The 21920-nt window shown below is 66.0% G+C and carries 23 protein-coding genes and 1 riboswitch; of the genes, 17 read left to right on the forward strand and 6 right to left on the reverse strand.

Translation table 11 applies throughout. The annotated features are described in order from the left end of the window. A partial coding sequence (locus V6M87_RS26070; RefSeq protein ID WP_332879595.1) for a hypothetical protein occupies nt 1–260 on the forward strand: 260 nt, incomplete at its 5' end. On the opposite strand, the gene V6M87_RS26075 is transcribed toward V6M87_RS26070, so the two are convergent. Together V6M87_RS26075 and V6M87_RS26080 are read right to left on the reverse strand one after the other, a co-directional pair. Continuing rightward, complete coding sequence (locus V6M87_RS26075) at nt 247–546, reverse strand: hypothetical protein (RefSeq protein ID WP_332879596.1); 300 nt, start codon at nt 544–546, stop codon at nt 247–249. The genes V6M87_RS26070 and V6M87_RS26075 overlap by 14 nt on opposite strands. After that, nucleotides 546–2945, reverse strand: coding sequence for a M43 family zinc metalloprotease (locus V6M87_RS26080; RefSeq protein WP_332879597.1), 2400 nt, complete (start codon nt 2943–2945; stop codon nt 546–548). Before V6M87_RS26080 ends, V6M87_RS26075 begins: the two co-directional genes overlap by 1 nt. Nucleotides 2946–3152: 207 nt before the next feature. Here V6M87_RS26080 and cobT point away from each other — a divergent pair, with 207 nt between their 5' ends. From cobT to V6M87_RS26145, 13 genes are all read left to right on the forward strand, one after another. Next, nucleotides 3153–4187 (forward strand): nicotinate-nucleotide--dimethylbenzimidazole phosphoribosyltransferase, encoded by a 1035-nt coding sequence (gene cobT, locus V6M87_RS26085; protein ID WP_332879598.1) that lies wholly within the window; start codon nt 3153–3155, stop codon nt 4185–4187. Nucleotides 4188–4189: 2 nt separating this feature from the next. Continuing rightward, the gene (locus V6M87_RS26090; RefSeq protein WP_332879599.1) at nt 4190–4981 is read left to right on the forward strand and encodes an adenosylcobinamide-GDP ribazoletransferase; all 792 of its coding nucleotides are present in this window, start codon (nt 4190–4192) and stop codon (nt 4979–4981) included. 1 nt (nt 4982) lies between these two features. Continuing rightward, on the forward strand, nt 4983–5522 hold the full coding sequence (locus tag V6M87_RS26095; RefSeq protein ID WP_332879600.1) for a histidine phosphatase family protein: 540 nt from the start codon (nt 4983–4985) through the stop codon (nt 5520–5522). Beyond that, nucleotides 5517–5739, forward strand: a riboswitch (cobalamin riboswitch). It overlaps the preceding gene by 6 nt. A gap of 79 nt (nt 5740–5818) precedes the next feature. Then, nucleotides 5819–7672: a TonB-dependent receptor domain-containing protein gene (locus V6M87_RS26100; RefSeq protein WP_332879601.1), complete on the forward strand. Its 1854-nt coding sequence runs from the start codon at nt 5819–5821 to the stop codon at nt 7670–7672. Nucleotides 7673–7679: 7 nt separating this feature from the next. Beyond that, the gene (locus V6M87_RS26105) at nt 7680–8714 is read left to right on the forward strand and encodes a FecCD family ABC transporter permease (protein ID WP_332879602.1); all 1035 of its coding nucleotides are present in this window, start codon (nt 7680–7682) and stop codon (nt 8712–8714) included. Continuing rightward, nucleotides 8711–9478, forward strand: a complete 768-nt coding sequence (locus V6M87_RS26110; protein ID WP_332879617.1) for an ABC transporter ATP-binding protein — start codon at nt 8711–8713, stop codon at nt 9476–9478. Before V6M87_RS26105 ends, V6M87_RS26110 begins: the two co-directional genes overlap by 4 nt. 4 nt (nt 9479–9482) lie before the next feature. Further along, nucleotides 9483–10085, forward strand: a complete 603-nt coding sequence (gene cobO / locus V6M87_RS26115; RefSeq protein WP_332879603.1) for a cob(I)yrinic acid a,c-diamide adenosyltransferase — start codon at nt 9483–9485, stop codon at nt 10083–10085. 2 nt (nt 10086–10087) lie between these two features. Further along, nucleotides 10088–11368 carry a cobyrinate a,c-diamide synthase gene (locus V6M87_RS26120; protein ID WP_332879604.1) on the forward strand — a complete coding sequence of 427 codons (1281 nt, stop codon included), beginning with the start codon at nt 10088–10090 and terminating at the stop codon, nt 11366–11368. Then, nucleotides 11365–11922, forward strand: a complete 558-nt coding sequence (gene cobU, locus V6M87_RS26125; RefSeq protein ID WP_332879605.1) for a bifunctional adenosylcobinamide kinase/adenosylcobinamide-phosphate guanylyltransferase — start codon at nt 11365–11367, stop codon at nt 11920–11922. Before V6M87_RS26120 ends, cobU begins: the two co-directional genes overlap by 4 nt. Next, nucleotides 11916–12851: an adenosylcobinamide-phosphate synthase CbiB gene (gene cbiB, locus V6M87_RS26130; protein WP_332879606.1), complete on the forward strand. Its 936-nt coding sequence runs from the start codon at nt 11916–11918 to the stop codon at nt 12849–12851. Before cobU ends, cbiB begins: the two co-directional genes overlap by 7 nt. Beyond that, complete coding sequence (cobD, locus tag V6M87_RS26135) at nt 12844–13833, forward strand: threonine-phosphate decarboxylase CobD (protein ID WP_332879607.1); 990 nt, start codon at nt 12844–12846, stop codon at nt 13831–13833. Before cbiB ends, cobD begins: the two co-directional genes overlap by 8 nt. Continuing rightward, entirely contained in the window at nt 13830–14711 is an 882-nt protein-coding gene (locus tag V6M87_RS26140; RefSeq protein WP_332879608.1) for a cobalamin-binding protein, read from the forward strand. Before cobD ends, V6M87_RS26140 begins: the two co-directional genes overlap by 4 nt. Then, entirely contained in the window at nt 14708–16171 is a 1464-nt protein-coding gene (locus tag V6M87_RS26145; protein WP_332879609.1) for a cobyric acid synthase, read from the forward strand. The genes V6M87_RS26140 and V6M87_RS26145 overlap by 4 nt, the downstream gene beginning before the upstream one ends. On the opposite strand, the gene V6M87_RS26150 is transcribed toward V6M87_RS26145, so the two are convergent. Genes V6M87_RS26150 through V6M87_RS26160 form a run of 3 tightly spaced genes read right to left on the reverse strand, consistent with a single transcriptional unit; the run spans nt 16165 to nt 18845 of the window. Next, nucleotides 16165–16920 carry a MipA/OmpV family protein gene (locus V6M87_RS26150; RefSeq protein ID WP_332879610.1) on the reverse strand — a complete coding sequence of 252 codons (756 nt, stop codon included), beginning with the start codon at nt 16918–16920 and terminating at the stop codon, nt 16165–16167. The genes V6M87_RS26145 and V6M87_RS26150 overlap by 7 nt on opposite strands. A 30-nt stretch (nt 16921–16950) precedes the next feature. Further along, a complete protein-coding gene (locus V6M87_RS26155) occupies nt 16951–17583 on the reverse strand; it encodes a response regulator transcription factor (RefSeq protein ID WP_332879611.1) in 633 nt (210 codons plus the stop codon). Next, a complete protein-coding gene (locus V6M87_RS26160; RefSeq protein WP_332879612.1) occupies nt 17580–18845 on the reverse strand; it encodes a sensor histidine kinase in 1266 nt (421 codons plus the stop codon). The genes V6M87_RS26155 and V6M87_RS26160 overlap by 4 nt, the downstream gene beginning before the upstream one ends. 193 nt (nt 18846–19038) lie before the next feature. Between V6M87_RS26160 and V6M87_RS26165 the strand changes: the two genes are divergently transcribed. From V6M87_RS26165 to V6M87_RS26175, 3 genes are read left to right on the forward strand one after another with little or no spacing between them, the layout of a single operon-like run. After that, entirely contained in the window at nt 19039–19770 is a 732-nt protein-coding gene (locus V6M87_RS26165; RefSeq protein ID WP_332879613.1) for a hypothetical protein, read from the forward strand. Nucleotides 19771–19820: 50 nt separating this feature from the next. Further along, complete coding sequence (locus V6M87_RS26170) at nt 19821–20162, forward strand: transcriptional regulator (protein ID WP_332879614.1); 342 nt, start codon at nt 19821–19823, stop codon at nt 20160–20162. A 2-nt stretch (nt 20163–20164) separates the two neighbouring features. Next, nucleotides 20165–20659, forward strand: coding sequence for an SRPBCC family protein (locus V6M87_RS26175; protein WP_332879615.1), 495 nt, complete (start codon nt 20165–20167; stop codon nt 20657–20659). A gap of 4 nt (nt 20660–20663) precedes the next feature. Here V6M87_RS26175 and V6M87_RS26180 read toward each other — a convergent pair whose 3' ends face one another. After that, nucleotides 20664–21620, reverse strand: coding sequence for a diacylglycerol/lipid kinase family protein (locus tag V6M87_RS26180; RefSeq protein ID WP_332879616.1), 957 nt, complete (start codon nt 21618–21620; stop codon nt 20664–20666). Between the last annotated feature and the right edge of the window lie 300 nt (nt 21621–21920).

A 21920-nucleotide genomic window follows, 5' to 3' on the forward strand; every position in this document is an offset into this window, starting at 1 on the left:
AAGCGTTGTGTTCGTCGCAGCAGAGAGATGAGATTATGCAGGTTTTATCCTACGCCGTCAACTCCTCTTTTCCTACCGTGCCGCTTTCGCGGCAGCCCCAAGTCCTTGTTTTTGTTAACCAATTTCTCGGGGAGGCGAACTATAGCAAAGGGTTTGCGCGTTCGCAAGTGCCGCACGAAAAAATGTGCAGGCGGGGCGAAAGCCCCACACATTTCTGCGCGGGGCGAGGTTATTGCGGCGTGCCTTTCAAGTTGACCTGACCCTGAGCGTATCAGTGCGCGCTTCAATCACTTCGATTTCGGGACCATCGCCCAGGCGAAAGCGGTTCATGCCCAGCGCAGTGATCGGTGCCGTGCTGCGCTGCAATTTGTCGTCTGGCCCTGGCACCGCCGTCGTCACCTGTCCGGCACCGAAGTCGAGCCGTGCGCGCGGCCGTCGGCTCGGAGGAAACGCATAGGAATCCGGACGGTACACTTGTTCGTTCCCCGTATCCTCCTCGTACGAATGCGTCCACGAGCCGGACAGGCCCTTCTCGCCGGCGCCCATCAGTGGCTCAAGCCGGATGGCTGCCCGGCGACTTGCTGCAGGTAAGCCGGCACCTGGGATGCGTCCTCTGCCAGTTCAGGGGCCTGTTCAGTGCGCAGCGCCGAGATGACGCCGCCCATGAACTCGTACCCAGTGACCGACGGCCCCCATGCGGAACCGCTCCACCACTTGTGATACAAGGCGCTGTCGGTGCCGGTGACGAACACGTCGAGCCGGTTCGGGCCCCACGCCACCACCCGCGGCTGCGAGGTGCAGGTGCCACCCAGGCTTTCGAAACCGGTGACGGACGGGCCCCAACTGCTGCCATTCCACCACTTGTGATACAGCGCGCTGTCCGTGCCGATGACGAACACGTCAAGCCGGTTCGGGCCCCATGCCACCACTTCCGGCTCGCCGATGCAGACGCCGCCCAGACGCTCAAAACCGGTCACCGACGGTCCCCATGACTCGCCATTCCACCACTTGTGGTAGAGCGCGCCATCGGTGCCGGTGACGAACACATCGAGCCGGTTGGGCCCCCACGACACCACACGCGGGGCCGAGGTGCACACGCCACCGAGTTTCTCGTAGCCGGTGATGGATGGCCCCCAACTGTTGCCGTTCCACCACTTATGATAGAGCGCGCGGTCGGTGCCAATGACGAATATGTCGAGCCGGTTCGGCCCCCATGCGACCACCTCCGGCTGGCCGACGCAGACGCCACCCATGTTTTCGTAGCCAGTCACCGACGGTCCCCAGGCGCTGCCGTTCCACCATTTATGGAACAGGGCGCGGTTCGTGCCCAGAACGAACACATCGAGGCGGTTCGGTCCCCACGACACGATGCGCGGATCGCCCACGCAGACGCCGCCCATGTTTTCATAGCCGGTGAGCGACGGCCCCCAAGCGCCGGCATACCACTTGTGATACAGCGCGCTATCGGTCCCTGTGACGAAGAGATCAAGCCGGTTCGGTCCCCACGACACCACCTGCGGCGTGCTGGTGCAGACGCCGCCCATGTTTTCGTAACCTGTCACCGACGGCCCCCAGGCGCTGCCGTTCCACCACTTGTGGTACACGGCCCGGTCGGTGCCGAGCACAAACGTATCCAGGCGATTCGGCCCCCACGACACAATGGGGGACGAGCTGGGACGAATGGCGCTGACGGCGGCGCTGCCGATGCTGCTGCGCACGCCGTCCAGGCAAGCCTGCATGCGCGCTACCTGGCCAGCGGTGAACATGACCATCGCGCGATCGTCGACGTAATCCATGTAGTTGACGAACAGGTCGCCGTTGGGACCATTGCTGCAGCTGAGGTGCGGGAACGTGGGCGCGCCAAAGTTGGGGCCACCCTGGTTGGGCGTATCGGCGACATTGTCGGTGCCGCTGCACCCGGTGCCGTCGTCGCCCCAGATATGGTTCAGATTTAGCCAGTGACCGATTTCGTGCGTGGCACTGCGTCCCAGGTTGAATGGCGCCGCCGCCGTGCCGTTGGTGCCAAACGCCGAATGCAGGATCACCACGCCGTCGGTGCCAGCCGGACCGCCGGGAAACTGGGCGTAGCCTAGCAGGCCGCCACTGAGCGGGCACACCCACATATTAAGGTAATTCGCTGAAGGCCAGGCGTCCAGGCCGCCGCTGGCCGTCGATTTCACGGCATCGTCGTCGCTGAAACTGGCGGCGCTGGTCTGGCGCCGCTCGATGCCATTCGTTGCCACGCCAGACGGATTGCTGGTGGCCAGGAAAAATTCGATTTGCGCGTCGGTGGCCAGCGGTAAAAAGGCTGCCGGGGTGCTGGTAAAATCCGGATTGGTACGCCGAAAATCGTGGTTGAGGACATCGATCTGGCTGGCAATTTGCGCATCGGAGATATTTTGTGCCGCCGTATTCCATACAACATGCACGACCACCGGAATGCGCGTCACGCCGGTGCGTTGTGACGACGCCGCGCCGCTTTCGTATTGACGTGCATGATCCTCGATGCGGGCGCGCGCCCGCGCGTACGCAGGGTCCGTGGACAGCAGGCGCCGGTGCACTGCCATGGTTCCGCACGTACGCTTGCGCGGCGTGCCGCCGTCCAGGCCATCTTCATCGCGGCTCCCTGCGCCACCACTGTTGCCGCTGCTGCCAATGCCGCCCGCGCCCATGCTTCCCGCCGGCATGCTCTGTGCCTGTGCACTCTTCTCGTGGCCCATGCTTCCTTCCGGCATGTCCTGCTGCTGGCTGCGGACACTGACGCCAGGCATGCCGCGGTCGTTTGGATCGGCTGAGCCTGCCGGCGTTTCATCGGACAGCTGCAGCGACGCGGGCTCCGACTCGCCATTTCCATTCATGCCGCTCGGCACCGCCTTGCCATCCGTTTGTCCCTCTACGCTGCCGTCATCCATGCCTGCGGCGGCCCCTGCTTTTTTGGTTTTCATGTTTACTCCTGTCATCAATCGCTCATCGCCGTGCGCAGCCGATGCAGGCATTCTTTCGCTCCACCGCCAGCGCGCCATCCAACGTTAACTACGACAGCGCAGCGCTCCGCGAGTTCGGGCTTTGTGACGATGTTTTGCGCAGCCTGCCGCCTGCGTTCGTTGATGGTTGTGCTATCGTGAGCGCCCCTTTCTCCTCCCCTCTATCCCATGCGCCAGATCGACATTTCACCCGTCCACGACGCTGCCCTCGCCGACCGCCTTGCGCATGCCATTGCCAACAAGACCAAGCCGCTCGGAAGCCTCGGCATGCTCGAATCGCTGGCGCGCACCATCGGCCTGGTGCAGCAAACGGTCGACGTGACCATCCGCGCGCCGGCGATTCTGGTCTGTGCCGGTGACCACGGCGTCGTGGCCGAAGGCATCTCGGCGTACCCGCAGAGCGTGACCTGGCAAATGGTGGAGAACTTCCTGGCCGACGGCGCCGCCATCAATGTGTTCGCACGCCAGAATGGCTGCCTGCTCAACATCGTCGATGCCGGCGTCAACCACGATTTCGGCGAACGCGCCGGCCTGCTCGACCGCAAGGTGTGCCACGGCACCGCCAACTTCGCGACCGCGCCCGCGATGACCACCGCGCAATGCGGCCTGGCAATGGAGCACGGTATGGCACTGGTCGATGCGCTCGAAGGCAACGTGGTGGGCTTTGGTGAAATGGGGATCGGAAACACCACAGCGGCCGCCGCGCTGATGCACAAGCTCACCGGCGTGCCGGTGGCCGAGTGCGTAGGCGCCGGCACGGGTTTGCCGCCGGAAGGCGTGCTGCACAAGCAGCGCGTGATCGAGGCGGCGGTCGCGTTCCACGCTGGCGTGACCGAGCCGCTCGCCGTGCTGGCCACGTTCGGCGGCTGCGAGATCGCCATGATCGCCGGCGCCATGCTGCGCGCAGCCGAACGGCGCATGGTGCTGCTGATCGACGGCTTCATTGTTACCAGCGCGCTGCTGGTGGCGGCCCGCATGCAGCCGGCGCTACTCGACTACTGCGTGTTTTCGCATTGCTCCGATGAACACGGCCATCGCCGCATGCTGGCCCATCTCGATGCGCGCCCTTTGCTGCAACTGGACCTGCGCCTGGGCGAAGGCACCGGCTGCGCGCTGGCGCTGCCGCTGCTGCACGCGGCCGTGAACTTCATGCGCGAGATGGCTACCTTCGAATCGGCCCAGGTCAGCGCGAAGTCGGCGTAACCATGGCCTGGCTGATCCAGCAGGTGCGCCTGTTCTTTATTGCGCTGCAGTTCTTTACGCGCGTGCCGATTCCCCGCTGGGTGGGCTTCGAGCCGTCCTGGCTACAGCACGCGTCGCGCTATTTTCCGCTGGTGGGCCTGTGCGTCGCCCTGGTCGTCGTGCTGGTGTATGGCGCCGCCGCCTGGCTGTGGCCCGCACCGGTGGCCGTGCTGCTGTCGACCGCGGCCGGGATATATATGACCGGCGCCTTTCACGAAGACGGCCTGGCCGACATGTGCGATGGCTTCGGCGGTGGTTACACGCGCGAACGGATCATGGAGATCATGAAGGATTCGCGCATCGGTACCTACGGCGCGGTTGCCCTGGTCGTGACGCTCGGGTTGAAAGTGACCACCTTGTCGCTGCTCGCCCCCGGCCAGGCCATCGGCGCGCTGCTGCTGGCGCATCCGCTGTCACGCCTGGCCGCCGTCAGCCTGATTCGCAGCGCCAGCTATGCGCGCGATGCCGGCAAGGCCAAGCCGATGGCCCAGGAGATGCGGGCCGGCGAATTCGCCATCGCCGCCGTGTGCGCCGTGCTGCCCGCGCTGCTGCTCGGCGTGTTCCATGTCGTGGCGTGGCCGGCGCTGGGCGCCGCCTTGCTCGCCAGCGCGGCGGTCGCCTGGTGGTTGCGCGCCCTGTTCGTGCGCCGCATCGGCGGCTACACGGGCGACTGCCTCGGCGCCGTCCAGCAGCTCAGCGAAGTGGCGATTTATCTGTGCGTGCTGGCCAGCGCCGGCCACGCGGCCCTTTATTAATATGCGCCTGTACCTGGTACGCCATTTGCCGCCGCTGGTCGACCCCGGCGTCTGCTACGGCCGCACCGATCTCGCCACCGATCCGGCCGCGCAGGCTCTGGCCCTGCCAGCCTTGCGCGCCGCGCTGCCGGATGCCCCCATCTACAGCAGCCCTTTACGACGATGCGCCGTGCTGGCCAACGCACTCGGGGGTCCGGTGATTTTCGATGCGCGCCTGGCAGAACTCGATTTCGGCGACTGGGAAATGCAGCGCTGGGACGACATCGCGCGCGCTGGCATCGACGCCTGGGCCGCCGATGTGGCGTTCTACCGTCCCGGCGGCGGCGAAAGCGTGGCCGACATGGCCGCGCGCATCGCCGGTTTTTGCGCCGATCTGCGCGCCACCAATCTGCCCGCCGCGATCGTGGTGTGCCATGCCGGCGCCATCCGGTTATGCGCGGCGCATCGCGATGGACTGAGCGTGGCGGAGATGGCTGCAACCGCCGCGGCCCATCCCCATCGCATAGGCTATGGTGAAATCGTCATCCTCGACTGTGTATAATTGAGTCGTTTTGGTGCCCGCGCACGTGTCCACGTGCGCAGTTAAACGGGAAACACGAAGCTCATCGAGCCCACGTGTGCTGCCCCCGCAACGGTCAACAAGTGTCGCCGATTTCCGCGACGGACTGCCTCATAAAACCACTGTGCTTCTTCAAGCATGGGAAGGTCAGGCAGTTGCACTTGCCAGCCCGGATACCGGCCAAGACAGGTGGAAGCGTGCGCGCAAGCGGCCTGCTTCCTGTTCAACCTGGCCTACGGGGACCTCGGCCGGTTGCCTTTATTTTGCTGAAGATGTTCATGAACTTTCCTGTAGCACGCCGCGCGGCGCCAACTTCGCTCGCCCTCGCCCTTTCCCTCTGCTCGTCCTTTGCTTTTGCAGACGCTCTGCCTGAGATCCTCGTCACCGCCAGCCGCACGCCGCAAGCGGCGACCGACACGCTGGCCGATCACACCGTGATTTCGGCCGAACAAATCGTCCGCTCCGGCGCCACCAACCTGATCGACCTGCTGCAAAAGCAGCGCGCCATCGAAGTGGTGCGCAACGGCGGTCCGGGTACCGCATCATCGGTGCTGATCCGCGGCGCCGACGCCAAGCAAAGCGTGGTGCTGATCGACGGCATCCGCATCGGTTCATCCACCACCGGCACCGCCAACTGGGCCGCCCTGCCGCTGGCGACCATCGAGCGCATCGAGATCGTCTACGGCCCGCTGGCCACGCTGTACGGCGCCGACGCCATCGGCGGCGTGGTGCAGATTTTTACCCGCCAGGGCGACGGCGCGCCGCGCATCACCGCCGCAATTTCCGCCGGCAGCGACCAGACCCGCAACGCGGACGTCGGCATTAGCGGCAAAACCGGTGGCTTCAGCTATGCCATCGCCGCCGTGCGCGACCAGGACGACGGTTTCTCGGCTGCGAAGCCAGGTAGTTCGTCCTACAACGCCGATAACGACGGCTACCGGCGCGACAGCGTCAACGCGCGCTTCAGCGCGGACGTGAATGCCGACAGCCAGGTCGGCCTGCAATACCTGCACAGCCGCCTGGAAGCCCAATACGATTCGGGTGCATCGAGCTTTGACACGCGCACGGTACAGGACCTGGACAACGTCGCCGTCTTCGCCAACACCCGCATCACGCCGAACTGGCGCCTGCAGGGCCAGGCCGCGCAAGCCGACGACAAATCGATCAGTATCAGCAGCGCGGCCACCAGTGGCACCAGTTACATCGCCACGCGCCAGAACCAGTTCAGCGTCCAAAGCGACCTGACCATCGGCGCAGACCTGCTGCAAGTGCTGCTCGAGCGGCGCGAAGAGGAAGTGGTATCCGGCTCCACCGCGGCGCTGAACACCCGCCGCGCCACCAATTCGGCCGGCGCCTCGTATGCACTGAACCGCGGCCCCCACCTGGCCAGCGCCAGCGTCCGTCGCGACAACAGCTCGCAGTACGGCGGCAAGACCACCGGCGCCCTCGCCTACGGCTACCGCTTCACACCGGCGCTGCGGGCCAACGCAAGTTTTGGCACGAGCTTCCGCGCGCCGACCTTCAATGACCTCTACTACCCCGGTTTCGGCGTGGCGTCCAACAAGCCGGAACATGGTCGCAATGTCGAAGGTGGGCTGTACTGGAAGGACGGCGCCAGCGAAGCGAGCGTGACGTACTTCCATAACCGCCTGACCGACCTGCTGGTCACCGCCGCCGTCTGCCCGGTGGAACCGGCCACCCACACTTTCGGTTGCGCCTACAACGTCGACCGCGCCACGCTGTCCGGCGTGACCATCGGCGCCAGCACGCGCCTGTATGCCATCGACCTGCGCGGCTCGCTCGACTTCCAGGATCCACGCGACGACACCACGGCCAAGCAGTTGGTGCGGCGCGCCAAGCGCCACGCCCAGTTCAGTGCCGAATACACGGTCGGCGCCCTGACCACCGGCGCCGGCGTGCAGCTCTCCGGCCGCCGCTACGACGACCTCGCCAACCGCAATACGCTGGGTGGCTACGGTCTCGTGAATCTGTTCGCTTTATACCAGGTGACGGGCGACTGGTCGGTATTGGCGCGCTGGAACAACGTGGCCGACAAAAAGTATGAACTGGCGCGTTACTACGGCACCGCCGGCTCGCAAGTATTTGTCGGCCTGCGTTACGGCATGCGTTAATAGCATCATGACGACCCTCTCCTTCCCGAGCATGCGCCGGCGCGCGCTGGCGATCATCGGCACACTGGTGCTGCTGGCTCTGGGCAGCCTGGTGCTGTCGTGCGCGCTGGGGTCGGTCGCCATTCCGCTGGCCGACATGCCCGCCGCGCTGGTGCAGATGGTGCACGGCACCAGCAGCGGCGCCAGTCTGGCCGCAACGCTGCTGGAATTACGCCTGTCGCGCGCGCTGGTGGCCTTCGTCACCGGCGCCGCACTGGCGCTGGCCGGGGTCATGATGCAGGCGCTGCTGCGCAATCCGCTGGCCGACCCGTACGTGCTGGGCATTTCGGCCGGCGCATCGGTTGGCGCACTGGCGGCACTGATGTTCATGTGCGCGCTGTGGGTGGTCGACGCCAGCGCGTTTGCCGGCGCGGTGATCGTTTCCAGCATGCTGTATCTGCTGGCGCGGCGCGGTCTGCGCAGCGGTGCGCCGGCCGAAGGCGGCGCCTCGGTACTGCTGCTGACCGGCGTGATTCTTTCGTCGGCCTGCATGGCGCTGGTCACCTTGATGCTGTCGATCGCGCCCGAAAGCCGTTTAAGAAGCATGATTTTCTGGATGATCGGCGACCTGGCCGGCGCGCCGCTGCGCGTCCTGCCCTGGCTCGTCCTGGCGGGCGGCCTGCTGTTCGCCATGCGCGGCGCGCGCGCCCTGAATGTGCTGGCCATGCACGCCGAAGGTGCGGTCGCACTGGGCGTGCCGGTCGGCGCCTTGCGCAAAGGCTTGTTTCTGGCGTCCGGCTTGCTGACCGCCAGCGCAGTCACCAGCGCCGGCAGCATCGGCTTCGTCGGCCTGATCGTGCCGCATGCCTGCCGCTTTGCCTGCGGCCCTGACCACCGCTTGCTGGTACCCGCCGCCACGCTGGCCGGCGGCGCCTTCCTGGTTCTCGCCGACACATTGGCGCGCACGGTATTGGCCCCGCAGCAGCTGCCGGTGGGCGTGGTCACCGCGCTGATCGGCGCGCCGGTCTTTTTATGGCAGCTGCACCGGCTGCACCGCGCATGATCGCCACGCGCAATCTCTCTTTGCTGGCCGGTCCGCGCACGCTGGTCAGCGACCTCGACTGGCAGGTCGGCGCCGGCGAATGCTGGAGCATCATCGGCCGCAACGGCGCCGGCAAAAGTACCCTGATCCGCACGCTGGCAGGCCTGCGCGCACCGGATGCCGGCACCGTCACGCTCAACCAGCGTCCACTGGCCGACTGGCCGCTGGCGCAACTGGCGCGCGCGCGGGCCTTCCTGGCCCAGTCGCGCAGCGACGCGTTCGGCTACAGCGCGCTCGACACCGTGCTGGCCGCGCGCCACCCGTATGGCGCGCAGCGCTACTGGGAAAGCACAGCCGACCAGGATGCGGCCCGCACCGCGCTGGCAGCGATGGAAGTCGAGCACCTGGCGCAGCGCGACGTGCGCACCCTGTCCGGCGGCGAGCGCCAGCGCGTGGCAATTGCCGCCATGCTGGCGCAGGACACACCGCTGCTGCTGCTCGACGAACCGGCCAATGCGCTCGACCTGGCGCACCAGTCGGCGGTCACGCGCCTGCTGGTAAAGCTGTGCCGCGAGCAGAGCAAAACCATCGTCGCCATCGGCCACGACCTGAACCTGGCGCACCAGGCCTCCACCCACGCGCTGCTGTTGATGGGCGACGGCGAGTGGCTGGCCGGACCGACCGAACAGGTCATGACGGCGCCACTATTGAGCCGCTACCTCCACCACCCGATCGAAGTGCTGCAGCATGGCGCGCGGCGCATCTTCATTTCAAGCGAAGGATAAAAACATGGACGACATTAACGAACGCCACCGGGTCCGCATGGAACGCAAGAAGGCGGTGATCGACCAGACCATCGCCGCGGCGACCAGGACGATCGGCATCATCATCGTCAATACCGGCAACGGCAAGGGCAAAAGTTCGAGCGGCTTCGGCATGGTCAGCCGCGCGCTCGGTCACGGCATGAAAGTGGCCGTGGTCCAGTTCATCAAGGGCGCCATGTCGACCGGCGAAGAAAACTTCCTGCGCCGCTTCCCGGACGAAGTCGAATTTCACGCAATGGGCGAAGGCTATACCTGGGACACCCAGGACCGCGTACGCGATACCGAAAAAGCGCTCGAAGCCTGGGCCATGGCCAAGCGCTTCATGCAAGATCCTTCCATCGGCCTGGTGCTGCTAGACGAGTTGAACATCGCCTTGAAGTACCGCTACCTCGATGTCGACATGGTCATCGACGATCTGCTGGCGCGGCCCGCCATGCAGCACGTGGTGATCACCGGCCGCGGCGCCCCCGATGCGCTGATCGACATCGCCGATACCGTCACCGAAATGAACGTGGTCAAGCACGCCTTCAAGGCCGGTATCGCGGCCCAGGCCGGGACGGAGTTCTGACCATGGCCGCTGCGCGCATCGTACTGGTGGCCGCCGTCGCTTCCGGCCAGGGCAAGACCACCGTCACCGCGGCGCTCGCGCGTGCGCTGGTGCGGCGCGGCCAGCGCGTGCGCGTGTTCAAATGCGGCCCCGACTTTCTCGACCCGATGCTGCTCGAAGCGGCCAGCGGCGCGCCGGTCGGCACGCTCGACATGTGGATGGTGGGCGAAGACGCCTGCAGCCAGCAGCTGCACGCCGCCGCGCAGCAGGCCGATGTGATCCTGGTCGAAGGGGTCATGGGTTTGTACGACGGCACGCCGTCCTCGGCCGACCTGGCGCGCGCCCTTGGCATCCCGGTGCTGGCCGTGATCGACGCGTCGGCCATGGCGCAAACGGCTGGCGCCATCGTGCACGGCCTGCGCGATTACGGTCCGGTGGAGCTGGCCGGCGTGATCGCCAACCGGGTGGCCAGCCCGGGCCACGCAGCCATGGTGGCGGCCTCGCTGCGTGGCGTGCCGTTGTTCGGCACCCTGCCGCGCCAAACACACAAGCTGCCGGAACGCCATCTGGGGCTGGTGCAGGCATCGGAAATCGACGGCATCGACGCCCTGCTCGACACGCTGGCGCAGCAACTCGACTTCGATGACGACGCCTGGAACAGCCTGCGCACGACGACAATCGACGCCGTGCCGTGCGCGCCCATCGCGCCGCTGCTGGCCGGTAAAACCGTGGCCATCGCGCGCGACGCCGCATTTGCCTTCATCTATCCGGCCAACCTGACCGTGCTGACGGACCTGGGCGCCGCCATCGCCTGGTTCTCCCCGCTGGCGGGCGACCCCGTGCCTGCACATGCCGATGCGGTCTGGCTGCCGGGCGGCTATCCGGAACTGCATGCGGACACGCTGTCCAACACGACCGCCTGGCAAACTTCGCTGCGCGCCGCACACGCTGCCGGCACGCCCATCGTCGCCGAATGCGGCGGCATGATGGCGCTGGCCGGGTCGCTGACCGATCTCACCGGCGCCACCTGGCCGATGGCCGGCCTGCTGCCTGGTGACGTGACAATGCAGACCCGCCTGGCCGGGCTCGGACCGCAGGCTCTGGCGACTGCACACGGTCAACTGCGCGGCCATACGTTTCACTATTCGACGCTCGCCACCACCGTCCCGGCGCTTGCCCATACGGTCAAAAATCCCTCCGGCGTGCAAGGCGAGGCCGTCTACCGCGCCGGTTCGCTGACCGCGTCCTATTTCCACGCCTGGTTTCCCTCCTGCCCCACAGCGGTGGCGGCCATGTTCACATGAGCACCACCCTCGTCCTCGGCGGTGCACGCTCCGGCAAGAGCGCGTATGCGGAAAAACTGGCCAGCGCATCCGGCCGCGCGGTGGTCTACATTGCCACCGCACGCGCGGGCGACAGCGAGATGGCGCAGCGCATCGCGCATCACCGCGCCAGCCGGCCCGCGCACTGGACCACCGTCGAAGAAACCACGGCGCTCGCTGCGGCCATCGATGCATGGGCGCTACCCGACGCCGTGGTGCTGGTCGACTGTCTGACGCTGTGGCTCAGCAACCTGCTGTTTTCCGGCGCCGACAGTTTTCCTGACACCGGGCCGGTGACGCTGCCGCCGCTGTTTTACGCGCAACGCCAGGCGCTGATTGACGCCCTGGCCCGGGCGCGCGGCGACGTGATCCTGGTATCGAACGAAGTCGGCATGGGCATCGTCCCGATGGGCGCCGTGTCGCGCGCCTTTGTCGATGAACAGGGGCGTCTGAACCAGGCCGTGGCCGCCGCCTGCGACCGCGCCGTGTTCGTGGCCGCCGGCTTGCCGCTGGCATTGAAAGGTTCCCTGTGCTGAGCGGCCTGTCGCTGGTGCAGGTGGCCTTGCTGCTGGGCGCTGGCGTCCTGCTCGACGCGCTGCTGGGCGAGGCGCGGCGCTGGCACCCGCTGGTCGGTTTCGGCAACCTCGCCTCTCTGATTGAGCGCATCGGCAACCGTGCCAAGTGGCGCATCGCGCGCGGCGCGCTGGCATGGGCGCTGGCGGTGCTGCCTCTGTGCGCATGCGCGTGGTTTGCGATTGCCCACAGCGGCGGGCCGCTCGGGCTGGCGCTGCACGCGTTGCTGCTGTATTTTGCGCTGGGCCTGCGCAGCCTGCGCGAACACAATTTACCGATCGCCGATGCGCTCGAACGTGACGACCTGGCCGCGGCGCGCTCGCTGACTGCCCGCATCGTCAGCCGCGACACCACCCAGGCCAACCCCACCGACCTGGCCAAGGCCAGCACCGAATCGCTGCTCGAAAACGGCAACGACGCCGTCTTCGGCGCGCTGTTCTGGTTTGTGGTGGCGGGTGGCCCTGGCGTGCTGCTGTTCCGGCTGGCCAATACGCTCGACGCCATGTGGGGCTACCGCACGCCGCGTTTTTTACTATTTGGCCGCGTGGCCGCGCGCATCGACGACGTATTCAATTACGTGCCGGCGCGCCTGACCGCGCTGTCGTACGTGGTGCTGGCCGATTATCCCCGCCGCGCCTGGCGCTGCTGGCAGGTGCAGGCCCCGGCCTGGCCCAGCCCGAACGCGGGACCGGTCATGGCCAGCGGCGCCGGTGCGCTTGGCCTGGCGCTGGGTGGCAGCGCCATCTACGACGGCGTGGCCGAAACGCGGCCGGCACTCGGACTGGGCGAGGCGCCGGAAGGCGACGACATCCGGCGCGCGTGGCGCCTGGTGCGCGCCACCACCTGGCTCTGGCTGACGGCAATCGCGCTGGCGGGAGCGCTGTATGCTTGAACACGGTGGCAACCTGCGCGCCGCCGCCCGCGCCTTCGGGCGCCCCGTCGACGACTGGCTGGACCTGTCGGCAGGCCTCAATCCGCATTGGTACCGCGCACCACCACTGTCAGCCAATGCCTGGCATCGTCTGCCCGAAGTCGACGACGCCCTGCTGCATGCGGCGCGCGCTTTCTATGGCGCGCCGCAGCTGCTCGCCGTGCCCGGTACCCAGGCCGCGATCCAGGCGCTGCCGCAATTGCGCGCGCCGTCGCGGGTTGTGGTTGCCGCGCCATCGTATGCGGAACACGCGCATCACTGGGGGCGGCATGGTCACAGCTTGCGCGAAGTAGCGTATGCGGACCTGGAAGCGGCGGTCGACACCTGCGACGTGCTGGTGGTATGCAATCCCAATAACCCGACCGGTGCGCTGGTTCCTGCTGCGACGCTGCTCGATTGGCACGCGCGGCTCGCTGCGCGCGGTGGCTGGCTGGTGGTCGATGAAGCGTTTGCCGACATGGCGCCGCTTGATACCGTGGCCGCGCACACTGGGCAGCCAGGTTTGATCGTACTGCGCTCGGTCGGCAAATTCTTTGGACTGGCCGGCGTGCGGGTCGGCTTTGTTGGTGCGCATGCGCTGCTGCTGGCCGCATTGGCCGATGCGCTGGGGCCCTGGACCGTCAGCGGCCCGGCGCAGCAGGTCGCCCGCGCCGCGCTCGAAGATGTGGAATGGCATGCGGCGACACGCGCGCGCCTGGCGCAACAGGGTGCGCGCCTGCGCGCGCTGCTGGCGGCGCATGGCATCGCATCGAGCGGCACCGATCTGTTTCAATGGTGGCCCGAACCGCATGCGACCGCTTTGCACGCGCACATGGCCGAACGCGGCATCTGGGTGCGGCTGTTTACCAATGCGGCGCACGGCATCCGGCTTGGCCTGCCACCCGACGACACTGCCTGGCGCCGCCTGGCCCAGGCCCTCACTGAATGGACCCGCACAACATGAAGCACTCCTGGATACTGGCGCTGGCCGCCCTGGCCTTGCAAGCGCAAGCCGCCATCACCGTCGTCGACGATGACGGCAACAAAGTCACCCTGCAACAGCCGGCGCAGCGCATCGTCGCGATGGCGCCGCATGTGACGGAATTATTGTTTGCCGCCGGCGGTGGCGCAAAAATCGTCGGCGCGGTCAGCTACAGCGATTTTCCCGAGGCCGCCAAGCGCATCCCGCAAATCGGCTCGAACCGCCAGGTCGACATGGAACGCGTGATCGCCTTGAAACCCGACCTGATCGTAGTCTGGCTGCACGGCAGTTCCGCACGCCAGGTCGAAGAGCTGCGTGCGCTCGGCATCCCGATGTTCCACAGCGAGCCGCGCAAACTCGACGACATCGCCGCCAGCGTGCAAAAGTTGGGCAAATTGATGGGTACCGAAGCGGTGGCCGAACCGGCCGCAGCCAGCCTGGCCCAGGAACTGGCCAGCTTGCGCAAGCGCTACGCCAACCGTCCGCCCGTGCGCCTGTTTTATCAAGTGTGGGACAAGCCGCTGTACACGCTCAACGGCACCCATATCGTCAGCGACGCCATTGGCATGTGCGGCGGCGTGAACATCTTCGCATCCTTGAAGGTCACGGCGCCCATCGTGAATGTGGAAGCGGTGCTGCAGGAAGACCCGGAAGCGATTTTCAGCACCGGCGAGCGCAGCCTCGACGACGGCGGCGTCAACCTGTGGAAGCCGTACACCAGCATGACTGCCGTGAAACGCGCCAACCTGTTCCGGCTCGACGGCAACCTGCTCAACCGCGCCGGCCCGCGCATGGTGGCCGGCGCCGCCGTGCTGTGCGAAAAACTTGAACTGGCGCGCCAGCATCGGCGGTCCAAATGAACCAATTTCCACTCGGGACGCTGATGGTGCAAGGCACCACGTCCGACGCCGGCAAAACCACCATCGTCGCAGCGCTGTGCCGCATCCTGAAGCAGGAAGGCATTGCAGCCGCGCCATTCAAGCCGCAGAACATGGCACTGAACAGCGCCGTGACCAGCGACGGCGGCGAGATCGGCCGCGCCCAGGCGCTGCAGGCGATTGCCGCCGGCGTCGCGTCACATACCGACATGAATCCGGTGCTGCTCAAACCATCGTCCAATGTCGGCGCGCAGGTGGTCATCCACGGCAAGGTGCGCGCCGAGATGAACGCGCGCGACTATCACCAATACAAAACAGTGGCGATGCAGGCGGTGCTCGAATCGTATGCGCGCCTGCAGACACAGTACGACGCCATCGTCGTGGAAGGCGCCGGCAGCCCGGCCGAAATCAATTTACGCGACCGCGACATCGCCAACATGGGCTTCGCCGAAGCGGTCGACTGCCCCGTCATTCTGGTGGCCGACATCGACCGCGGTGGCGTGTTCGCGCACATCGTCGGCACGCTCGACTGCCTGTCCGAAAGCGAGCGCGCGCGCGTGATCGGTTTTGTGATCAACCGCTTTCGCGGCGATATCTCGCTGCTGGAGCCGGGACTGGACTGGCTCGAAGCCCAAACCGGCAAGCCGGTGCTGGCCGTGCTGCCGTATCTGCAGGGGCTGTTCCTCGATGCGGAAGACGCGGTGCAGGCGGTGCAGGCGTCGCAAGGCGCTTTCAAAATCGTGGTGCCCTCGTTCCCGCGCATGAGCAACCACACCGATTTCGACGCCCTGCGCGTGCACCCGGACGTCGACCTGCGCTTCGTGCGCCAGGGCGAATTGCTTCCGCCAGCCGACCTGATCGTCATCCCGGGCAGCAAAAACACGCGCGCCGACCTGGCCTGGCTCGAAGAAAATGGCTGGCGCACGCACATCCAGCGCCACCTGCGCTACGGCGGCAAGGTCATCGGTATTTGCGGCGGCTTTCAAATGCTGGGCATGCGCGTCGACGATCCCGACGGCGTCGAAGGCGCAGCCGGCGCGACCGATGGCCTGGGGCTGTTCGACATGCAGACCACGCTGACCGGCGACAAGCGCCTGGCCCAGGTCACTGGACAGTGCGCCTTTGCCGACGCCGGCGTAACCGGCTACGAAATCCACATGGGTGTGTCGACCGGACCGGCCTTGCAGCAGCCGGCGTTTGTCATCGATGGCCGTGGCGAAGGTGCGCGCTCAAACGACGACGCGCTGCTGGGCAGCTACCTGCACGGCATGTTCGATACGCCTGACGCGTGCACGGCGCTGCTGCGCTGGGCCGGATTGCACAGCACTGCGACGGTCGACACGGCGCAGCTGCGCGAAACGAGCCTGGACCAGATTGCTGACGCGGCGCGGCCCTTGTACCAGGCCTTGTGCGCGCTGGCCGCGCAATCGCACAGTCAATAGTGATAGCTCAGCAGAGTAAATAAACTGTAGCCCTGGTTATTCCTGGTCAGGGGACTGGCGGCGGGCGTGTCGCCGAGCCAGCTCACATTCACGCCGGTGGCGAGCGAATACTTTTGATTCAATTCGATATGCCACGTGCCCGTCGTGCTGATGTTCTTCAGTCCCCCGCTGGCATGATACGCGCGGCGGTGGCCCTGGGCCGCCTGCTGCGCCGTCACGCCGAAATACGATTGCATGTAGGCCTGGTCGACGAAGTTGGCGCCGACCGAGAGCGCAACGGCCTGGTGCGACGTGAGCCGTCCGGACAGCGTCGCGCCGACGTTGAGCTGCACGCCGCGGTAGTCGTCGCTGCCACCGTACATCAAGTCGCTGTGCAGATTCAGGTTGTGCAGCAGCTGGTAGCTGGCGAAGCCGCCGGCCTGCAGGTCGAGCCGCATCTTGCGTTGGGGGTCGTCGCTGCGCTCGTCCTTGATGCCGTAGCCGAGCTTCGGCCCATACCGCAAGTTGCCCGTGCTGGACAGCTGCATGCCCAGCGTGCCGACATCGAGAAAAACCCCGTTGCTCCACTGAACCGAGGCGCCCGGCAGCACGAACGGGCGCAACGTGCCGCTGCCTTCGGATCGCGGCGCCAGACCCGCCACGGCAATCAAGGTGATGTCGTGCGAGCCTTCGGGCATGAAGGTGGTATCGGACTGCGCCCACGCCGGGCAGGCGATGGCAGTGGCCAGGATCAAACAGGGTCGCTTCATTGCACGCTCACGATCAGGAAAAAAAGGAAATCAGATGTAGCCCAGTTCGAGGCCACGCAGGACCGCGCGCACGCGGTCGCGCACCACCAGTTTGGACAGGATGCTCGACACGTGATTCTTGATCGTGCCTTCGCTGGGGCCGAGTGCAGCGGCGATCTCGCCGTTGTTGAAGCCGGCTGCCATCAGCGCCAGGATCTCGGTTTCGCGGCCGGTCAGCCGTTCGCAGCCGGGTGGCGCACGGCTGCCGCCGCGCTGCTCGTAGGCGGCGCGCGTGCGCTCGGTCAGCGCGGGACGGAACAGCGTTGCGCCGGCGGCCACGCTGCGGATGCCGTCGGCCAGGCGCTCGAGTGAAATGTCCTTGAGCAGGAAGCCGCTGGCACCCGCACGCATGCCGTCGAACAGGGCATCATCGTCGTCGAACGTGGTCAACAGAATGGTCGGCGGCAGCTTGCCCTGCTGCGCGCGCAGCAGCTCGATGCCCGAACCATTTGGCATGCGCACGTCGAGCAGCAGCACGTCGGGCATGGCGGCGGCCAGCACCGCGACGGCGGCCGCCCCATCGGCCGCTTCGGCAACGACACGGATGTCGGGGGTAAGGTCCAGCAGGCCGCGGATACCGCTGCGTACCAGCATCTGGTCATCGACCAGCACCACGCGGATCATCGCGCACCGCCTGCGAATGGCAGCGTGATCTGAAGGGCGTAGCCGCGCGGCTTGCGGTCGCCGGCGACCAGGAAACCGCCCAGCAACGCCAGCCGCTCGCGCATGCCGCGCAGGCCGTTGCCCTCATTGCGGGTGAGCTGGCCGCTGCCGCGGCCATCGTCGGCGGCCAGCATTGTCCAGGCATCGCGGCCCTGGGCGATATCGATCGTCAAGGTGGTGGCGCCGGCATGGCGGACCGCGTTGCTGATGGCTTCCTGTGCGCAGCAGAACAGCGTGTGGGCCAGCGCAGGCGTGGTGATGTCGAGGGCGGCGTCAATCCTCAGCGCGATCGCTGGCGCAGGAATCCCGGCGCACAAAGTAAGCAGCGCATGGCGCAGGTCGATGCGCTGGGTGTGGCGTTCCGTGCTCACCACCGCACGCACTTCGGCCAGCAATTCCCCGGCCAGTTCGCCGGCCGTGTGCAGCGACGGCGACACCGGTGCATTCGACTGGCGCACGGCCAGGTCGAGGTGCAGCTTCAGGGCGGTCAGGTGATGGCCGACGCTGTCATGCAGGTCACGGGCGATGCGCAGGCGCTCAGAGTCGCGCACCATATCGCCCAGCAGGAATTGGGTCGCCAGCAGTTCGGCGTGGGCGGCGGCCAGCACGCGGCGGCCGCGCCGTTCGCGCGCGGCGAGATGAACCACGCCGAACACGATGACGTGCATGACGACCTCCATGCCGAGATACAGCAATCCCAGACGCAGCCGGTTGTCGCTGAAGTTGACTGCGCTCGCTTGCAAGAGCATCCGGATGGCGACGTACGGGAGCATATGCGCCAGCACCCACGCCAGGCCGCGCCACAGCGGCAGCACCAGCGCCACTTCCACTGAAAAAGCCAGGCGCATGCCGTCGTTGCCGACCAGGCAAAGCAGCAACTGGGCGACCAGCAAGAGGCGATTGGTAATGGCAGAACGCCGCACATCCACCCGGACGCGGCGCCACGCCAGCAGCGCAAACAGCGCCATCTGCAGCAGCGTGGCCGCGAGGTACAGGGTCACGGTCAGATGGTTGCGCTCGGTCCCGGCGCGATTGGGCATGGGTGCGGGCGTGAACTGGCTGGCCACCTTGACGACGAACCGGCCGAGTGGCGTGTGCAGATCGTCGAAGTCCAGCCCGCGCATCGCGATGACGACAATGTCGAATCCGCACAGCAGCAGCACCAGGCCGACGATGGTGATGACGCCGAGGTGGCGGTTGTAACGTTCTCTGAAAGTGTTCAAGCAGGCTTCCGGTGAACCACTGCCGTCACCGGACTGGCGACGCGTGGTGGTAATAGTTGGTCAATTCTACGTGACCTGCCATCACCCGGCGCGTGCCGGAAGTCATGCATGTCGTCTCTACCCTCCGGCACATATGCGTAACCGCCAGTTACCGTAGAATCGGCGTTGTTCCCACTCCACGGATGCACACACCATGCTCAAACAATTGCTGCTCGCCGCGATCTGCGCGCCATGCATCGCGCACGCGGACGACAGTGTCCCGGTACCACGCGTCGAGGTCACCGCGCTGCGCGATCCGGAATGGGCCAGTTACCGCAACGCGTACAAATCAGCGGCGTTCACGGCCACCTTCACGCGCAACCGGCCGCTGATCGAGGGCTATTTGCAGATCCGGCCACGGCAAGTCGGCGCGCCACTCACCGGCTTGAAACTGCTTCTGGCAGGCGCCACGACGAACGTCGAGATCGACGTCGACGCCATCGGCCGCGCCACGATCCCGATGAGCAAAGCGGCCTACGACGAGGACGCCGTGTTGCGCCTGAACCGGCAAAAGGGCTTGTACTACTTCAGCGGCCGGTATTCGATCAAGGAGCGTGCCGACGGCGTCTATCCGCTGGCCGATTTACGCGCGGCGTGCGAGCAGTTGATCAGCGCCCAGCGCGAATCCGGTTACCGGATGCGCCTGTTCGGCAAGCACTGCGCCGGCATCAAATTCTCCTATCCGGCGAGTGATGAAGCAGCGACGGTCGAGGTGCGCCAGGCCGATGGCACGGCACGCATCGTGCATGTGCGCGATGGCCATCCCTTCGAAGACGACTCCATGGGCATCTACAAGGTCGCGCTGCTGCGCTTCGCCGACCTGCCCGAGCACGGCAGCGTGGTCGCGCAAGGCAAGCCGCTGGCAATCGGCACCGTCTACGAATAGCGCGCGATTTTCCTTGCAAGGCCGATCGGGCCGGCCTAACATACAACCACATGGTTTCACTTAAAAACGAGAGCGAGGAATCGCTCAACCAGCTTTTCCGTGCCCTCGCAGACGGCACGCGCCGGGACATCCTGGCGCGCTCACTCATGGCAACGCCGTCCGTGTCCGAACTGGCGGCGCAGTACGCGATGAGTTTCGCTGCCGTGCAAAAGCACGTCGCCGTGCTCGAGCGGGCCGGTCTGGTTCGCAAGCATGCCAACGGCCGCGAACAACGGGTCGCAACCGACCACGCGCGGCTGCAGCGCGCCGGCGCGCTGCTCGACCAGTTTGACCTTATCTGGCGCCAGCGCCTGGCGCAACTCGACGATGTTCTTTCACCTGAAGGGAAATGATCATGCCTCTGACTTCCATCACGAAAGACGCAACAACGCTGACCCTCACCGTCGTGGGTGACTACCCTGTTGCGCAGCAACGCCTGTGGGACGCCTTTGCCGACCCGCGCCAGCTCGAACGTTTCTGGGGTCCGCCTGCCTACCCTGCCACCTTCACGCGTCACGATTTTCAGGTGGGCGGACGGGCCGAGTATTTCCTCGCCTTGCCGGAAGGGCAAAAGTGGAATGGATCGTGGCGGTTCACCGCCATCGATCCCATCAGCGCGTTCGCAGCCTGTGACGGCGACGACAATACCGGGGACGAGAACATGCCCGCGGCGATGACGTTCGCCTTTGCAAGCACCGCGGCCGGATCGCGCATCACCATCGTCACACGGTTTTCCAGCGTTGAAGCGTTGGCGCAAACCACCCCGGGGATGGAAGAAGGCCTGCGCGCAGCCATGCCGCAGCTCGATGCGGTGCTGGCGCAACACGGCACGACCACTGCGCTTGCCTGACGCGCTAGCCGGCGGGATCGGGCTTCAACAGCAGAAGTTGCCGCTCCAGCACGCGAAACGTCAGCGGGTTGGTCAGATGCGTCACCTCGCCGTCGGTGGCCACCTTGATTTTCCGGCGCCGTGACAAGGTCCGCACCTTCACATCCAGCTGCTTGAAGCTGTAGGTGGCCAGCTGGTCAGCCTGATCCAAGCGCCCCATCTGGCCCAGCGCGCCGTGCAGCAGCAGCCACAACATGCCCAGCTTGCCCTTGCTGCGTGGCGCCACCGCCGCCAGCTGGCCGTCTTCCAGCGCGGCCTGGAGTGGCGCAATGCCAATCTGCTCCATTTGCAGGCGGTTGTTCCCGACAAAAAAAGTGGCGGTGCGCAGGCGATACACCTTGCCGTCGACCTCGAGTGCAAGGCGCAAGCGGCGATGCGGACTGAGGATGGTTTTCAGCGCCGACAGCGCGGCGACGAAGCGGCTGCGCCCGAACTGCTTCTTGTCCACTTCCCGCTCTTCCAGCAGCTTCGGATACAGGCCGATGCTGGCGTTGACCAGGAATACCCGGTCGTTGACCATCCCGACCTGCACCGGATACAGGTTCGAGCGCAGCAGTGCGTGCACTGCCTCATCCAGCTCTTCGGGAATGCCGTGTGTGCGGCCAAAATAATTGAAGGTGCCCTGCGGCAGCACGCCAAACGCGCAGCCGTGCGTGACTGCCTGGCACGCTACCGCATTGATCGTTCCATCGCCCCCGGCCGCCACCAGTACGCCACCGGCGGCAGCCGCCTGCTGCGCCATCTGTTGGGCGATCTGGTCAAGCTGGTCTGGTTCATCGACGATCGTCAGCTGGAACTGCCGGCTGGCGCCGCGCAGCACCGACTCGATCATCGCGCGCCGCTGGTCGCGGTCGGTGTGGCCGGAGCCGGCATTAAGAACGATGAAAAAGGTTGCGTCGGACGGGGCTGCGGTGGCTGGCATGGCAAGGTCGGTTGATCTGTCATCACCGGTTCGGTGCGGAGCATCATTGTATCGTTGACATTACTTCGGTCGCACGCGTTAGCGTATGGCGCCGGCCAGAGGCTTGCGCAATGCAAGCGCCGCTTTCGAGCTCGTCGTCCCGGCGAAAGCCGGGATCCATACTGAGCAAGCTAAATCAGCGCCCTCGATAAACCACGAGACGAAAAAAAACCCCGCACATTTCTGTACGGGGTTTCTCTCTTATAACTAGCCTGACGATAACCTACTTTCACACTGGTTGCAGCACTATCATCGGCGCAA

Origin of the sequence: Massilia sp. S19_KUP03_FR1 (genome assembly GCF_036688685.1) — a bacterium.
In the GTDB taxonomy this organism is placed as follows: domain Bacteria; phylum Pseudomonadota; class Gammaproteobacteria; order Burkholderiales; family Burkholderiaceae_D; genus JALYUM01.

What these genes read in the sequence shown, in the direction of transcription:
- V6M87_RS26110 (WP_332879617.1), top strand. Translation starts at nt 8,711, where the DNA reads ATGATCGCCACGCGCAATCTCTCTTTGCTGGCCGGTCCGCGCACGCTG.
- cobT (WP_332879598.1), top strand. Translation starts at nt 3,153, where the DNA reads ATGCGCCAGATCGACATTTCACCCGTCCACGACGCTGCCCTCGCCGAC.
- V6M87_RS26120 (WP_332879604.1), top strand. Translation starts at nt 10,088, where the DNA reads ATGGCCGCTGCGCGCATCGTACTGGTGGCCGCCGTCGCTTCCGGCCAG.
- V6M87_RS26170 (WP_332879614.1), top strand. Translation starts at nt 19,821, where the DNA reads ATGGTTTCACTTAAAAACGAGAGCGAGGAATCGCTCAACCAGCTTTTC.
- cobU (WP_332879605.1), top strand. Translation starts at nt 11,365, where the DNA reads ATGAGCACCACCCTCGTCCTCGGCGGTGCACGCTCCGGCAAGAGCGCG.
- V6M87_RS26080 (WP_332879597.1), bottom strand. Translation starts at nt 2,945, where the DNA reads ATGAAAACCAAAAAAGCAGGGGCCGCCGCAGGCATGGATGACGGCAGC.
- V6M87_RS26105 (WP_332879602.1), top strand. Translation starts at nt 7,680, where the DNA reads ATGACGACCCTCTCCTTCCCGAGCATGCGCCGGCGCGCGCTGGCGATC.
- V6M87_RS26180 (WP_332879616.1), bottom strand. Translation starts at nt 21,620, where the DNA reads ATGCCAGCCACCGCAGCCCCGTCCGACGCAACCTTTTTCATCGTTCTT.
- V6M87_RS26075 (WP_332879596.1), bottom strand. Translation starts at nt 546, where the DNA reads ATGGGCGCCGGCGAGAAGGGCCTGTCCGGCTCGTGGACGCATTCGTAC.
- V6M87_RS26150 (WP_332879610.1), bottom strand. Translation starts at nt 16,920, where the DNA reads ATGAAGCGACCCTGTTTGATCCTGGCCACTGCCATCGCCTGCCCGGCG.
- V6M87_RS26100 (WP_332879601.1), top strand. Translation starts at nt 5,819, where the DNA reads ATGAACTTTCCTGTAGCACGCCGCGCGGCGCCAACTTCGCTCGCCCTC.
- cobD (WP_332879607.1), top strand. Translation starts at nt 12,844, where the DNA reads ATGCTTGAACACGGTGGCAACCTGCGCGCCGCCGCCCGCGCCTTCGGG.
- V6M87_RS26175 (WP_332879615.1), top strand. Translation starts at nt 20,165, where the DNA reads ATGCCTCTGACTTCCATCACGAAAGACGCAACAACGCTGACCCTCACC.
- V6M87_RS26140 (WP_332879608.1), top strand. Translation starts at nt 13,830, where the DNA reads ATGAAGCACTCCTGGATACTGGCGCTGGCCGCCCTGGCCTTGCAAGCG.
- V6M87_RS26155 (WP_332879611.1), bottom strand. Translation starts at nt 17,583, where the DNA reads ATGATCCGCGTGGTGCTGGTCGATGACCAGATGCTGGTACGCAGCGGT.
- V6M87_RS26090 (WP_332879599.1), top strand. Translation starts at nt 4,190, where the DNA reads ATGGCCTGGCTGATCCAGCAGGTGCGCCTGTTCTTTATTGCGCTGCAG.
- V6M87_RS26095 (WP_332879600.1), top strand. Translation starts at nt 4,983, where the DNA reads ATGCGCCTGTACCTGGTACGCCATTTGCCGCCGCTGGTCGACCCCGGC.
- V6M87_RS26165 (WP_332879613.1), top strand. Translation starts at nt 19,039, where the DNA reads ATGCTCAAACAATTGCTGCTCGCCGCGATCTGCGCGCCATGCATCGCG.
- V6M87_RS26145 (WP_332879609.1), top strand. Translation starts at nt 14,708, where the DNA reads ATGAACCAATTTCCACTCGGGACGCTGATGGTGCAAGGCACCACGTCC.
- cobO (WP_332879603.1), top strand. Translation starts at nt 9,483, where the DNA reads ATGGACGACATTAACGAACGCCACCGGGTCCGCATGGAACGCAAGAAG.